The organism is Amycolatopsis sp. NPDC050768, from assembly GCF_040654155.1.
Lineage (GTDB): Bacteria > Actinomycetota > Actinomycetes > Mycobacteriales > Pseudonocardiaceae > Amycolatopsis.
On record NZ_JBFAHL010000001.1, the window covers coordinates 629,125 to 643,004 of the forward strand.

The window sequence follows — 13,880 nt, forward strand, 5'->3', positions numbered from 1 at the left end:
ATGCGGGTGTTGCTGACCGGGCACACGGGATACCTCGGCACGGTGATGGCGCCGGTGCTCACCGAAGCCGGGCACGACGTCGTCGGCCTCGACTCGGGGCTCTTCGCGAGCTGCCTGCTGGGCCCGGCACCGAAGGACCTGCCGACGATCAACGTGGACCTGCGCGACGTGCGGCCCGAGCACCTCGAGGGCTTCGACGCGGTGATCCACCTGGCCGCGCTGTCGAACGACCCGCTGGGCTCGCTCGCGCCGGAGCTCACCTACGACATCAACCACCACGCGTCGGTCCGGCTCGCGCAGCTGGCCAAGGATGCCGGCGCCGGCTGGTACCTCTACGCGTCCACCTGCTCGGTCTACGGCGCCTCGGGCGGCAGCGGCCTGGTCGACGAGGACGCGCCGCTGCGGCCGGTCACGCCGTACGCCGAGTCGAAGGTGCGTGTGGAGGACGAGGTTTCCAAGCTCGCGGACGACGACTTCACGCCGGTGTACATGCGCAACGCCACCGCGTTCGGCTTCTCGCCGCGGCTGCGCGCGGACATCGTGCTCAACAACCTCGTCGGCCACGCCTACCTCTCGGGCGAGGTGCTCGTGCTGTCCGACGGCACGCCGTGGCGGCCGCTGGTCCACGCGCGTGACATCGCCCGCGCCTTCACCGCCGCGCTCGACGCGCCGCGCGAGGCCGTGCACAACAAGGCGTTCAACATCGGCACCGAGCGCAACAACGTGACGGTGGCGGAGATCGCGCAGGAGGTCGTGGAGGCCGTGCCGGGCTCCAAGCTGCGGATCACCGGCGAGGCCGGTGCCGACCCGCGCTCGTACCGCGTGGACTTCTCGCGCTTCCGCGAGGCGATCCCGGGCTTCGAGTGCGAGTGGGGGGTGAAGGACGGCGCGCTGCAGCTGATCGACGCCTACCGCGCCTACGAGCTCACCAAGCAGCAGTTCGAGCGCCGCTTCACGCGGCTCAACTGGCTGTCCGACCGGCAGGCCGAGGGGGCCGTCGACGACACGCTGCGGCAGCGCTGATGCTCACGGGGGGCGAGATGCACGCGCTGGTGGAGCGGCTGTACCCGCTCTGCCGCAGCATCACGGGGGACGGCGTCCGGCAGACGCTGGCGATCGTCGGTGAGCACCTGGACCTGCGGGTGCACGAGGTGCCCACCGGCACGCAGGTGCTGGACTGGACCGTGCCGCAGGAGTGGAACATCCGCGACGCGTACGTCGCGGATGCCTCCGGCCGGCGCGTGATCGACTTCCGCGAGTCGAACCTGCACGTGGTCGGTTACAGCGTGCCGGTGGACGAGACGATGAGCCTCGCCGAGCTGCGCGGGCGCCTGCACACGCTGCCCGAAAGCCCCTCCTGGGTCCCCTACCGCACCAGCTACTACTCGCTCACCTGGGGTTTCTGCGTCGCGCAGGACGTGCTCGACGCGTTGCCCGAGGGCGATTACCACGTGAAGATCGACTCGACGCTGGCCGACGGCTCGCTCACCTACGGCGAGCACGTCGTGCCCGGCGAGGTGAGTGACGAGGTGATCGTGTCGTGCCACGTCTGCCACCCGTCGCTGGCCAACGACAACCTCGCGGGCATCGCGGTGGCCGTGTCGCTGGCGCAGGAGCTGGCTGTCGAGAAGCCGCACTTCACGTACCGCTTCCTGTTCATGCCGGGCACGATCGGCGCGATCACGTGGCTCGCGCGCAACGTTGAGCACGTCGACCGCGTGAAACACGGCGTGGTGCTGGCCTGCGCGGGTGACCGCGGCTCGCTCACGTACAAGCGCAGCCGCCGCGGTGACGCGGACATCGACCGCGTGATGGCCCACGTGCTCAAGGACAAGCCGCACGAGATCCGCGAGTTCTCGCCCTACGGCTACGACGAGCGGCAGTTCTGCTCCCCCGGCTTCAACCTCGGCGTCGGATCCCTGACGCGCACGCCGTACGCGGGCTACCCGGAGTACCACACGTCGGCCGACAACCCGGCCTTCGTTTCGCCGGAAGCCATGGAGGACACGCTCGACACGCTGCAGACGGCGTTCTCCGTGCTGGAGCGCAACCGCCGCTACGTGAACCTCAGCCCCTACGGCGAGCCGCAGCTCGGCAAGCGCGGGCTGTACGACTCGCTCGGCGGCCGCAGCGACGCCAAGGAAGCGCAGCTGGCGATGCTCTGGGTGCTGTCCTACTCCGACGGCGAGCACAGCCTCCTCGACATCGCCGAACGCGCGGGCCTGCCGTTCGGCGCCGTGGCCACCGCGGCCCAGGCACTGCAGGTCGCCGGCCTGCTCAAGGAGTGAGCCCGGTGCCCGGGATCCTGCGTTCGCGGGCCGTCCGCGCCATGGCGGGGCGGCTGAGCTGGGGCCTGGGCGACCAGGCCGTGTCGAGCCTGACCAACTTCGTCGTGGGCCTCTACGTCGCGCGGTCTCTGGGCGCGGCGGCGTTCGGCCTGTTCAGCATCGCGTGGGTCACCTACGGCGTGATCCTCAACGTCTCACGCGGCCTGGCCACCGACCCGCTGATGGTGCGGTTCTCCGATGGCGCCAAGTCGCGCTGGCGCGAGGCGCTCGGCCAGGCCGTGGGCACGGCGCTGCTCGTGGGTGTCGCGAGCGGGATCGTGAGTGTCCTTTTCGGACTTCTCGTGGGCGGTTCGCTCGGCGGCGCGTTCGTGGCGCTCGGTGTGGTGCTGCCGTTCCTGCTGGTGCAGGACTCGTGGCGGTTCGGGTTCTTCGCCGCGGGCACCGGGCAGAAGGCGTTCGTGAACGACGGGATCCAGGCCGTGGCGCTGTTCCCGGCGCTGGTGATCGGTGCGCGGTACGGCACCGTGGTCGCGTTCCTGCTGGCCTGGGGCTGTTCGGCCGGTGTCGCGGCGGCGTTCGGGTGGGTGCAGACGAGCGTGCTGCCGCGGCTGGGCGGGGTGCGCTCGTGGCTGCGCGACCACCGTGAGCTGGGCGTGCGCTACCTGCTGGAAAACGTGAGCAACAGCGGGTCTTCGCAGCTGCGCGCGTATGGGCTGGGCGCGGTTGCCGGCCTCGCCGCGGTCGGCACGGTGCGCGGCGCCGAGCAGCTGCTCGGGCCGTTCCTCGCGTTGCTGATGGGGCTTTCGCTGGTCACGGTGGCGGAGGGCGCGCGGGTGCTGCAGCGCTCGCCGCACCGGCTGTGGCACTTCTGCGTGGTCCTCGGCGGCGTGCAGGCCGCGGCCGCGCTGGCGTGGGGCCTCGGGTTGCTGCTGCTCATCCCGGCCGAGGCCGGCCGGTTCGTGCTCGGTTCGCTGTGGGACACCTCGTCGCTGCTGATCCTGCCGGTCACGTTCGCCGTGGTCGGCGCGAGCTTCACGACGGGCGCGACGGCGGGTCTGCGGGCGCTGGGCACGGCAAAGCGCAGCCTGCGTTCACAGCTGATCGCTTCGGTGTTCTACGTCGTGTTCGGCCTGATCGGCGCCGCGCTCGGTGGTGCGGCCGGGTCGGAGTGGGGCGTCGCGATCGCGACGATCACCGGTTCGGCCGTGTGGTGGTGGCAGCTGCGGATCGCGCTGCGTGACCACTTCGCCATCGCCGACAACCTGCCCACCGCACCGGCGCAGCGCACCGGCGAGCATTCCCTCGAGTTCCACCCGGTGTCAGGTTCGTTCAGCCATGAAGAGCTTCATTCGGCGTCAGACGGAATGACAGAAATGAGAACGGGATGAGCACGGTTCCCCGGCTGACCATCGGTCTGCCCGTGTACAACGGCGAGGAGTTCCTGGGCGAGGCGCTCGACGCCTTGCTCGGTCAGACGTACGAGGACTTCGAACTGGTCATCTCCGACAACGCGTCGGCCGACGGCACCGAAGAGATCTGCCGCCAGTACGCGGTGAAGGACTCGCGTATCCGCTACGTGCGCCAGGCCCGCAACGTCGGCGCGACGCCGAACCACAACGTGCTGCTCGACATGGCGCGCGGCGAGCTGTTCAAGTGGGCCTCGCACGACGACCTCTACGGGCGCGAGCTGCTGGCCAAGTGCATCGCGGTGCTCGACGAGCGGCCCGAGGTCATCGTGGCGCACTCGCACCAGGCGATCATCGATGGGAACGGCGCGGTGACCGTGCCGCTGGAGTACGTGCACAAGACCGACGCGCCGCGGCCGTCGACGCGGTTCAAGAGCCTGCTGTTCGAACCCGGCGGCGACGACTTCTACGGCGTGATGCGCACCGACGTGCTGCGCCGAGTCACGCCGATGGACAGCTACCACCACGCCGACCGCACCTACGTGGCCGAGCTGGCGTTGCACGGGCCGTTCCACCAGGTGCCGGAGCTGCTGTACTTCCGCCGCGACCACCCGGACCGCGCCGAGCGTGCGAACCCGAGCAAGCGCTCGCGGTGCGCGAACCTCGATCCCAAGCGCGGCAACCCGGTCACGAACCCGACGGCGCGGTTGCTGGCCGAATACGTGTGGGGTTACGTGCACGGTATCCGCACGGCGCCGCTGTCTTCGCGCGAACGCCGTGCGTGCTACCTCGCGCTGGTCGAGTGGTTCTCGAGCCGGGCGCGCCCGGGCGGCGGCGGGGAGCGAGTCGAGGACCGCGCACCGGTGGCGGCCGACGAGCTGTCGATGACCGTCGACCTCGTGGTGGCCGGACGCGAACGGCGGGTTTCGTGACCACACGCGTCGGTGTGTTCGGGCTCCTGGGCTCGGGCAACCTCGGCAACGACGGGTCGCTGGAAGCCGTGCTCGGTTTCCTGCGCGCGGAACACCCGGACGCCGCGGTGACGGCGTTCTGCGGCGGACCGGAGGTCGTGCAGGCCCGCTACGGCGTGCCCGCGGTCCGGCTGAACTGGTACTCCGACGAGTACCGCACGGCGGCCGGCGTGCGCGCGATCGCCACGAAGGCGCTGGGCAAGCTCGTCGACGTGGTGCGCACGGCGCTCTGGGTGCGCCGCCAGAACGTGGTGATCGTGCCGGGCATGGGGGTGCTGGAGGCGACGCTCCCGTTACGGCCGTGGGGTTTCCCCTACGCGTTGTTCCTGCTTTCGCTGCTGGGGCGGCTGTTCGGCACGAAGGTGGCGCTGGTCAGCGTGGGCGCGGACCGGATCAGCGTGCCGGCCACACGGTTCCTGGTGCGGCAGGCGGCGCAGCTCGCCGCGTACCGGTCCTACCGCGACGAGCTGTCGCGTTCGGCCATGGCCGGCATGGGCGTGCGGACCGCGGGTGACGGCGTGTACCCGGACCTCGCGTTCGCGTTGCCGACGCCGGTCGCGGACGAAGATCCCCGGGCCGTGGGCGTCGGCGTGATGGCCTACTACGGCGGGAACGAGGACCGGTCGCGGGGCGAGGAGATCTACCGGTCCTATGTGGATTCCCTGACGGAGTTCGTGCGGTACCTCGTGGCCGACGGCCGGCCGGTGCGGCTGTTCATCGGCGACCGCGCCGACCTCGCTGTGGTGGACGAGATCGTGGCCGCGGTGGACTCACCGCTGGTCACGGCCGAGCCGCCGGGGTCGCTGGGCGAGCTGATGACCGCGATGGCCGGCGTGGGCACGGTGGTGGCCACTCGCTATCACAACGTGCTGTGCGCGCTGAAGGCCGGGAAACCGACTGTCGCGATCGGTTACGCGAAGAAGAACGACGTGCTGATGGCGGAAATGGGCCTCGGCGAGTTCTGCCAGGAAGCGCGGTCGGTGGACGTGCCGCGGCTGATCGCGCAGTTCGAGGAGCTGGAAAGCCGCGCCTCGGAACTGAAAGCGACGCTGGACGAACGCAACGAGGACAACAAGCAACGTCTGAAATCCCAGTTCGCCGTGCTCTCGTCCACGCTCTTCCCCGTTTCGGAGGCCCGATGAAAGCCATTCCCGTGCCGGCGATCTCCGGCCTGATCCTCTTCCAGCCGACCCCGCACCGCGACGAGCGCGGGTTCTTCTCGCGCACCTTCGACGCGGACGTCGCGCGGTCCGTCGGCATCGACCCGGACGCGTTCGTGCAGGACAGCGTGTCGCGGTCGGTGCGGGGCGTCGTGCGGGCGATGCATCTGCGCTCGGGCGCCGGTGAGGCGAAACTGGTCCGGTGTTCGTTCGGCGAGGTGTTCGACGTGGTCGTGGACCTGCGGCCGGAGTCGCCGACTTTCCGGGCCATGGAAACGTTCCGGCTTTCCGGCGACACGCAGGTGAGCATTTACATCCCGGCCGGGTGCGCGCACGGCTTTCAAGCTTTTTCCGATATCGCTGACGTCTCGTATCGCATCGATCGCGTGCACAATCCGGACGAAGACGTCAGTATCGCCTACAACGATCCCGAACTCGCGATTCCGTGGCCGCTGCCGCCCACGCTGATGTCCGAACGCGACAAGACCGCGCCCTCGCTGGCTGAGGCGCTGCAGACCTAGAAGGTGACCACAATGGACCTGCCCCGCTCCCGTGCCGCGAACGAGCGGCTGCACCGGGTGATCCCCGGCGGCGCGCACACCTACGCCAAGGGTGAGGACCAGTACCCCGAGCACCTCGCGCCCGTGATCTCCCACGGCCGCGGCGCGCACGTGTGGGACGTCGACGGCAACGAGTACGTGGAGTACGGCTCGGGCCTGCGCTCGGTGAGCCTCGGGCACGCCCACCCGCGCGTGACCGAAGCCGTGCGCCGCGAGATCGAGCGGGGCAGCAACTTCACGCGTCCGTCCATTGTGGAAGCCGAGGCCGCGGAGCGGTTCCTCGAGAACGTGCCGACCGCGGACATGGTCAAGTTCACCAAGAACGGCTCCGACGCGACGACGGCCGCCGTGCGGCTCGCGCGTGCCGTGACGGGGCGGCCGCTGGTCGCGTTGTGCGCCGACCACGCGTTCTTCTCCACCGACGACTGGTTCATCGGCACCACGGCCATGCCCGCCGGCATCCCGGGTGAGATCACGGACCTGACGGTGCGGTTCCCGTACGGCGACCTCGCGGCGACCGAGGCCTTGCTGCAGCAGCACGACGGGCAGGTCGCGTGCCTGATCCTGGAAGCCGCGACGCAGCAGGACCCGCCCTCCGGGTACCTCGCGGGTCTGCGCGACCTCGCCCACCGCTACGGCGCGCTGCTGGTCTTCGACGAGATGATCACCGGCTTCCGCTTCTCCGAGCACGGCGCGCAGGGGCTGTTCGGCGTCACGCCGGACCTGTCCACGTTCGGCAAGGCGCTCGGCAACGGCTTCGCCGTGTCGGCCCTGGCCGGCAAGCGCGAGTTCATGGAGCTCGGCGGCCTGCGCGACCAGCGCGAGCGCGTGTTCCTCCTGTCCACGACCCACGGCGCCGAGACACACTCGCTCGCCGCGGCGATGGCCGTGATGGACACCTACGAGGCCGAGGACGTCACCGCGCGCCTGCACGCGCTGGGCGCGCGGCTGGCCGCCGGTGTGCGCGAGGTGGCCGCGGCGCACGACGTGGCCGACCACGTGGTGGTGCGTGGCCGTGACAGCAACCTGGTCTTCGGCACGCTCGACGCGTCCGGCGCGCCATCTCAGGACTACCGGACTTTGTTCCTGCGCCAGCTCGTGACGGGCGGCGTGCTGGGCCCGTCGTTCGTGGTCAGCGCGGCCCTGACGGACGCCGACATCGACCACACCGTCGAGGCGGTGGCCGGGGCCTGCGTGGTCTACCGCAAGGCGCTGGACGCGGGCGACCCGTCGCCGTGGCTCGGCGGACGGCCGGTGAAGCCGGTGTTCCGCCGCAAGGCCTGAGTTACTTGACGAGCACCAGGTAGGCGAATCCCAGCACACCCCGGTAGGCGGTGACGTACTCGCGTTCGCGGGTTTCGAGCCACTCGCGCGTCTCGGCGGCGCGTGGGTCGTCGGGGTTTGCGAGCAGCCACCGAAGCCGGCCGGCGCGGGAGGTGGACTCGAAGTCGTCCCACTCGCGCTGGTCGGCGGTGCTCAGGTGGAGCACGCGCCAGCCCGTGTCGCGGCAGGCTTCGAGGAGGCCGGGCAGCGGGAGGACGTCGTCGCCGAAGATTTCGCGAGCGGCGGGCGTCGGGTCGGCTGACCAGCAGCCGTCGCCGTAGAGCAGGTGGTCGGTGACGCCGGCGAGGGCGGCCAGGGCCTGGCGGGTGCCGCCGAAGGCGTGGGACGCGCCGACGCAGAGCGCGCGGTCGGCCCGGCCCTGCCAGGCGGCGGCGTCCTGCTCGACGAACTCGACCTGCGCGCCGCGTTCCTTCGCCGCGCGGCGGCCGCGTTCGATCGCCACCTCGTCGGTGTCCACCGCGATGCCGCGCGCGGCCGTGCCGTCGACCGCGCGGATCAGCAGCTCACCCCAGCCGGCGCCGAGGTCGACGACGGTGCCGTCGGTGACATCGAGGCGGTCGAGCAGCAAGGCGGCGTGGGGTTCGTCGAGCGGGGCGTTCCAGCGCATCGCGGAGCGGCGGGAGAGCGTGAAGTCGTCGGGCACGGGCGACAGCCTCGCTGCCGGACCTACGGGTGTCACGCAGTTTTCCGCGGCCGGAGTGATCGACATCTCGGTTGGACGGGAGGTGAACCGCAGGGGTTTCTGGCACCGTGTCTCATTCATGAGCAATCCCTTGATCGCGCCGACCCAGGACTCGACGAAGGCGTATTCGGGCATCACGCTGCTTGAAGACGCCAACGACCTGAAGACGGCGATCGAGACCGGTGACTGGGCGTCGGTGGCGATGGGGGCGGTCGGGACGGCGCTCGACGCGCTGTCGATGGCCATGGACCCGTTCGGCGCGATCCTCGCGGCGGGCGTCGGCTGGCTGATGGAGCACGTCGGGCCGCTCAAGGAAGCGCTCAACGGGCTGACCGGCAACGCGGACCAGATCGCGGCGCAGTCGGAGACGTGGAAGAACGTCGCGGGTGAGCTGGAGGCCGTGGCGTCGGACCTGCAGGACATGGTGCAGGCGGACCTGCAGTCGTGGACGGGATCCGCGGCGGACGCGTACCGCCAGCGCAGCCAGGATCTGGCGTCTCTGCTGGGAAGTGCGCAGAAGGGCACCGAAGGCGCGGCCAGCGGTGTGAAGACGGCCGGCGAGGTCGTCGGCGCGGTGCGGGCGCTGGTGCGCGACATCATCGCCGACCTGATCGGGCACATGATCAGCTGGGCGTTGCAGGTGGTGTTCACGCTCGGGATCGGGTTGACGTGGGTGGTGCCGCAGGTCATCAACGCCGTCGCAAAGACCGCGTCGAAGATCACCGACGTCGTGACGAAGCTGGTCAAGGCGCTCAAGGCGTTGATCCCGCTGTTGAAGAAGGCGGGGACGCTGTTCGAGGACGCGGGCAAGGCGTTGAAGGGGCTCAAGGGCGGCAAGATCTCGGCGCCCCCGAAGCCGAAGAGCGTCGACGCGCCGCCGAAGGCGCCCGACGTGAAGACGCCGCCGAAGGGCGGGGGCGACAGCACGACGGCGTCGGGCTACACGCCGCCGCCCAAGCACGACACTCCCCCGCCGACGAAGAACGATGACTCGACGACGGCGTCCAGCGCCGGGGACACTCCGCCGCCGCTGAAGAACGACCCGCCGCCTGCCGCGAAGACGGACGACTCGACCAGCGCGTCCAGCGCGGGCGGCACCCCGCCGCCGCTCAAGAACGACCCGCCGCCGAAGACGAACGACTCCACGAGCGCGTCCAGCGCCGGCGACACCCCGCCGCCGGCCAAGAACAGCCCGCCGCCGCTCGACCCGCCGCCGGCCGACCGCGGCCTGCCCGGCGGTGGCAACGGTGGTGGCACGGGTGGTGGCAAGGGGGGCGGCAAGGACACCACCTCCGCACAGAGCTCGATCAAGGACACCAACACCACCCCGCGCTCGAACGACACTCCGACGGCCGACCGCCTCGCCTGCGGTGACCCCATCGACGTCTCCACGGGCCGGGTCATGCTCACGCAGGAGGACGTCCGGCTGGACGCCGCGCTGCCGCTGGTCCTCTCGCGCACGCACCTGTCGTCGTACCGGATCGGGCGGGCCTTCGGCGCGTCGTGGGCCTCGACGCTCGACCAGCGGCTCGAAGCCGACGGCGACGCCGTGCACTTCGCGGCCGAAGACGGCACCTTCCTCGAGTACCCGAAGCCCGTGGTCGGCGGCGAGGTGCTGCCGGTGACCGGCCCCGCGTGGCCGCTGACGCGCGCCATCGACGGCTCCTACGTGCTCACCCAGCCCGACCGCGGCCGCGCGCTGCTGTTCTCCGGCGCGACCGGGCGCCTGGTCACGGTGAGCACGATGACCGGCGACCAGCACTTCCGCCTGTCCTACGACGACGCGGGCACGCTGACCGACCTCACGCACTCGGCGGGCCACCACGTCGGCGTGACCACCGACGGCGGCCACGTCACCGAGTTGACGCTGCTCAGCGGCGGCGCGCCGGTCGTCCTCGTGCGCTACGCCTACGACGAGCGCGCGAACCTGGCCGAGGTCCGCAACTCCTCGGACCTGCCGCTGCGCTTCGGCTACGACGCCGAGGGCCGGCTCGCGAGCTGGGAAGACCGCAACGGCATGTGGTACCGCTACTCCTACGACGCGCAGGGCCGCTGCGTACGCGCCGAAGGCCGCGACGGCGATCTGCGCTACGGCCTCGCATATGACCCGCGCCGCACCACGGCCGTCGACTCGCTCGGCGCCACCACGGTGTTCGACCTCAACGACGCGTTCCAGGTCGTGGCGGTGACCGACCCGCTCGGCTTCACCACGCGCATGGAGTGGGACGACCGCGACCGGCTGCTCTCGAGCACCGACGCGCTCGGCGCCACCACCCGCAACCAGTACGACGAGGCCGGCGATCTCGTGGAGATCGTCGCGGCCGACGGCTCCCGCACCACGGCCGAGTACGACGACGAGCACCGCCCGGTGAAGGTCGTCGAAGCCGACGGCGCGGTGTGGCTGCGGGAGTACACAGAGGACGGTGACATCGCGGCGGCCGTCGACCCACTCGGCGCGCGCACGCGCTTCGAGTACGCGCGGCCGGGGCTGCCCGCCACCGTGACCGGGCCGCTCGGCGAGGTGACGCGCTACGAGTACGACGCCGCGGGTCTCCCGGTCGCGGTGACCGACGCCGTCGGCGCGACGCAGCGCACGGTGTTCGACCGCTTCGGCCGCCCCGCCGCCGAAACCACCGCACTGGGCGCGGTCACGCGCACCGCGTGGACCGTCGAGGGCGAGCCGCTGAGCGTCACCCGCCCGGACGGCACGAGCGTGTCCTACCGTCACGACGGCGAAGGCAACCTCCGCGAAACCCGCGAAGCCACCACCGTCTCGCGCACGGACTACTCCGGGTTCGACCGGCCCGTCGCCGTGACCGCGGTCGACGGCTCGCGCGTGGAACTGAGCTACGACACCGAAACCCGCGTCACGGGCGTGCGCAACGAGCTGGGCGCGCGGTGGCGCTACGAGTACGACGCCGCCGGCCGGCTCGCGGCCGACACCGACTACGACGGCCGCCGCCGCGCCTTCCGCTACGACGCGGCGGGCCGGCTGGTCGAGCAGACCTCGGCCGGCGGCCGCGTGCTGCGCTTCGGCTACGACGCGGTGGGCCGCATCGTGCGGCTGGACGCCGACGGCGCCGTCGCCACCTACGAGTACGACCTCGCCGGCCGGCTCGTCCGGGCCGTCAACGAGGACACGGACCTGCGTCGCACCTACGACCCCGCCGGCCGCCTGGTCGAGGAGTCGGTGAACGGCCGCGTGCTGTCGTCCACTTTCGACGCTTCGGGCCGCCGCACCTCGCGCACGACGCCGACCGGCGCCCACGCCGAATGGCGCCACGACGCGGCGGGCCGGCCGATCGCGCTGCTCACCGCGGGCCGCGAGCTCACCTCCGTGCGTGACCTCGAAGGCCGCGAGGTCGAGCGGCGGCTGGGGAACGTGCGGCTGCGCCAGGCCTGGGACGCGCGCGACCGGCTCGTGACGCAGACCCTCGTGAACGGTCGGCCGCTGCAGCAGCGCTCCCTGCACTACCGCCACGACGACACCGTGACCGCGGTCGACGACGCGCTGACCGGGCGGCGGCAGCTACGGCTGGACCCGATCGGCCGTCCGCTGGCCGTCGAGGCCCCGGCGAGCCGCGAGACCTACGGCTACGACGCGGCGGGCAACCTCGTGCAGCCCGGCAACCGCGTGTACGCCGGCAGCCTGCTCAAGCGCGACGACACCGCGGAGTACGAGTACGACCCCGACGGCAAGCTCGTGCTGCGCCGGACCGCCCAAGGCAACGAATGGCGGTACGAGTGGGACGGTCACGAGCGGCTCGTCGCCGTGCACACCCCGGCCGGCCACCACTGGCGCTACCGCTACGACGCGCTCGGCCGCCGCGTCGCCAAGGAGCTCCTCGACGCCGCCGGCACCCTGCGCACCCGCACCGAGTTCACCTGGGACGGTGAGCAGCTCGCCGAGCAGGTCACCGACGGCGTGCGGGCCCTGGTCTGGCACACCGAACCCGGCAGCGGCCGCGTGCTCACGCAGACCGAACGTGTGCTGCACCAGGCGAGCGGCGAATGGCGCGACCACAGCCTCCGCGGCGTCGTCACCGACCTCGCGGGCGCCCCGACCGAGCTGCTCGACGCCGAACAGGGCCTGGTCTGGCACGGCACGCTCACCGCGTGGGGCGCCGCGACCGGTCCGATGCCGACGCCACTGCGCTTCGCCGGGCAGTACCACGACGACGAAACCGGCCTGCACTACAACTTCCACCGCTACTACGACCCGACCGCGGCGCGCTACCTCAGCCCCGACCCCTCGGGCCTGAGGCCGGCGACGAACCCGTACGCCTACGTCGCCGACCCGGTCGGCTGGACCGACCCGCTCGGGCTGGCGCCGTGCAAGCTGTCGTTCGACCAGGCGCACAGCACGCCGGACGGGCCCTCGCTGAACCTGCGCGGACCACGCAAGTCGGGCAAGACCGGCCGGACGCCGAACAAGATCCGCGACGAGCAGAAGTTCAACGACATCGCGGAGAAGGCCGGTGTGCCGAACCCGAACAAGCAGCGCCTGACGCTCAACGGCGACGCCCAGACGATGGTGGAGAACAACCGCGGGCTCGGCGGGAAGCTGCACGAACAAGCGCGCAGCGATGGCCTGGTCTCACCGGTGTCCAAGGACCGGCAGGCCGTCGATGCGCTGGGCCGCAACGACCCGAACACGAGGAACTTCTGGGAGCAGCAGGACCGGCGCGACCAGCACACGGCGAACCAGGTGACCGAGAACAACAAGCAGGACCACCGCGACGCCGGCCGCGATCAGGAAGTGGACGACCGGCTGCGCCCCGTCATGGACAAGCACGAGGCCACCGGCTCGTTGCTGGACAAGTACGACGGCGTGGTCGTCGGCGGCAAGCACGACGGCAAGCACCCGGGCCTGGAGATGATGCGCGACAACATGGGCGACCTGAAGAACAACGGCGTCAACAAGGTCTACCTGGAAAGCCTGCGCGACGACGCGCACAACGGCATGGTCAAGGACTACCTCAACTCCCCGCCCGGCAGCGAGATGCACCCGGATCTGAAGAAGTACCTCGACTCCAGCCCGAACGGCAAGCTGGTGGGCCAGGTGATCGACTCGGCGAAGAAGGAGGGCGTCGACGTCATCGGCATCGGCGGCAACCCCGCGCGGCGCGACCTCGACGGCGGCGCCGGGCTGTTCCAGCGCCACGCGATGTTCAACTCCTACGGCGCTGAGTCGGTGGCGCACCACCAGACGGCCAACCCGGGCAAGTACGTGATGGAGATCGGCGAGGCGCACGGCAAACCGCACACGTGGAACGGTGCCGCACCGGTCAACGTCGGTGGCGTCGACCTGCCGCCGAGGTCGGCGGGGATCGGCGACCTGCTCGGCGTGCCGCAGGTGAAGGGCGACGGCCCGGGTGGCACGCTGCAGCGGATCGACGGTTCGACGAACCTGAGCTGATCAGTCCACTTCGGAAATGATCCACCAAGTGCGCAATTTCGCGGAAATGT

Annotated in this window: 9 protein-coding genes; 8 read left to right on the plus strand and 1 reads right to left on the minus strand. The window is 71.0% G+C overall.

The genetic code is table 11. The annotated features are described in order from the left end of the window. The 7 genes from AB0H62_RS03285 to AB0H62_RS03315 are packed head-to-tail and all read left to right on the plus strand — an operon-like array spanning window position 1 to window position 7,669. Window positions 1-1,023: an NAD(P)-dependent oxidoreductase gene (locus AB0H62_RS03285; protein WP_220246016.1), complete on the plus strand. Its 1,023-nt coding sequence runs from the start codon at window positions 1-3 to the stop codon at window positions 1,021-1,023. After that, complete coding sequence (locus AB0H62_RS03290; protein ID WP_220246015.1) at window positions 1,023-2,288, plus strand: DUF4910 domain-containing protein; 1,266 nt, start codon at window positions 1,023-1,025, stop codon at window positions 2,286-2,288. The genes AB0H62_RS03285 and AB0H62_RS03290 overlap by 1 nt, the downstream gene beginning before the upstream one ends. Window positions 2,289-2,329: 41 nt before the next feature. Continuing rightward, window positions 2,330-3,676: a hypothetical protein gene (locus AB0H62_RS03295; protein WP_360584649.1), complete on the plus strand. Its 1,347-nt coding sequence runs from the start codon at window positions 2,330-2,332 to the stop codon at window positions 3,674-3,676. Further along, window positions 3,673-4,626, plus strand: coding sequence for a glycosyltransferase family A protein (locus AB0H62_RS03300; RefSeq protein ID WP_220246014.1), 954 nt, complete (start codon window positions 3,673-3,675; stop codon window positions 4,624-4,626). The genes AB0H62_RS03295 and AB0H62_RS03300 overlap by 4 nt, the downstream gene beginning before the upstream one ends. Beyond that, window positions 4,623-5,807 (plus strand): polysaccharide pyruvyl transferase family protein, encoded by a 1,185-nt coding sequence (locus AB0H62_RS03305; protein WP_360583846.1) that lies wholly within the window; start codon window positions 4,623-4,625, stop codon window positions 5,805-5,807. Before AB0H62_RS03300 ends, AB0H62_RS03305 begins: the two co-directional genes overlap by 4 nt. Next, on the plus strand, window positions 5,804-6,346 hold the full coding sequence (rfbC, locus tag AB0H62_RS03310; RefSeq protein WP_360583848.1) for a dTDP-4-dehydrorhamnose 3,5-epimerase: 543 nt from the start codon (window positions 5,804-5,806) through the stop codon (window positions 6,344-6,346). The genes AB0H62_RS03305 and rfbC overlap by 4 nt, the downstream gene beginning before the upstream one ends. Before the next feature lie 12 nt (window positions 6,347-6,358). Beyond that, entirely contained in the window at window positions 6,359-7,669 is a 1,311-nt protein-coding gene (locus tag AB0H62_RS03315; RefSeq protein WP_360583850.1) for a glutamate-1-semialdehyde 2,1-aminomutase, read from the plus strand. Between the two features lies 1 nt (window position 7,670). On the opposite strand, the gene AB0H62_RS03320 is transcribed toward AB0H62_RS03315, so the two are convergent. Further along, on the minus strand, window positions 7,671-8,372 hold the full coding sequence (locus AB0H62_RS03320) for a class I SAM-dependent methyltransferase (protein ID WP_360583852.1): 702 nt from the start codon (window positions 8,370-8,372) through the stop codon (window positions 7,671-7,673). Between the two features lie 118 nt (window positions 8,373-8,490). Between AB0H62_RS03320 and AB0H62_RS03325 the strand changes: the two genes are divergently transcribed. Beyond that, a complete protein-coding gene (locus AB0H62_RS03325) occupies window positions 8,491-13,830 on the plus strand; it encodes an RHS repeat-associated core domain-containing protein (protein ID WP_360583854.1) in 5,340 nt (1,779 codons plus the stop codon). Window positions 13,831-13,880: the final 50 nt, after the last annotated feature.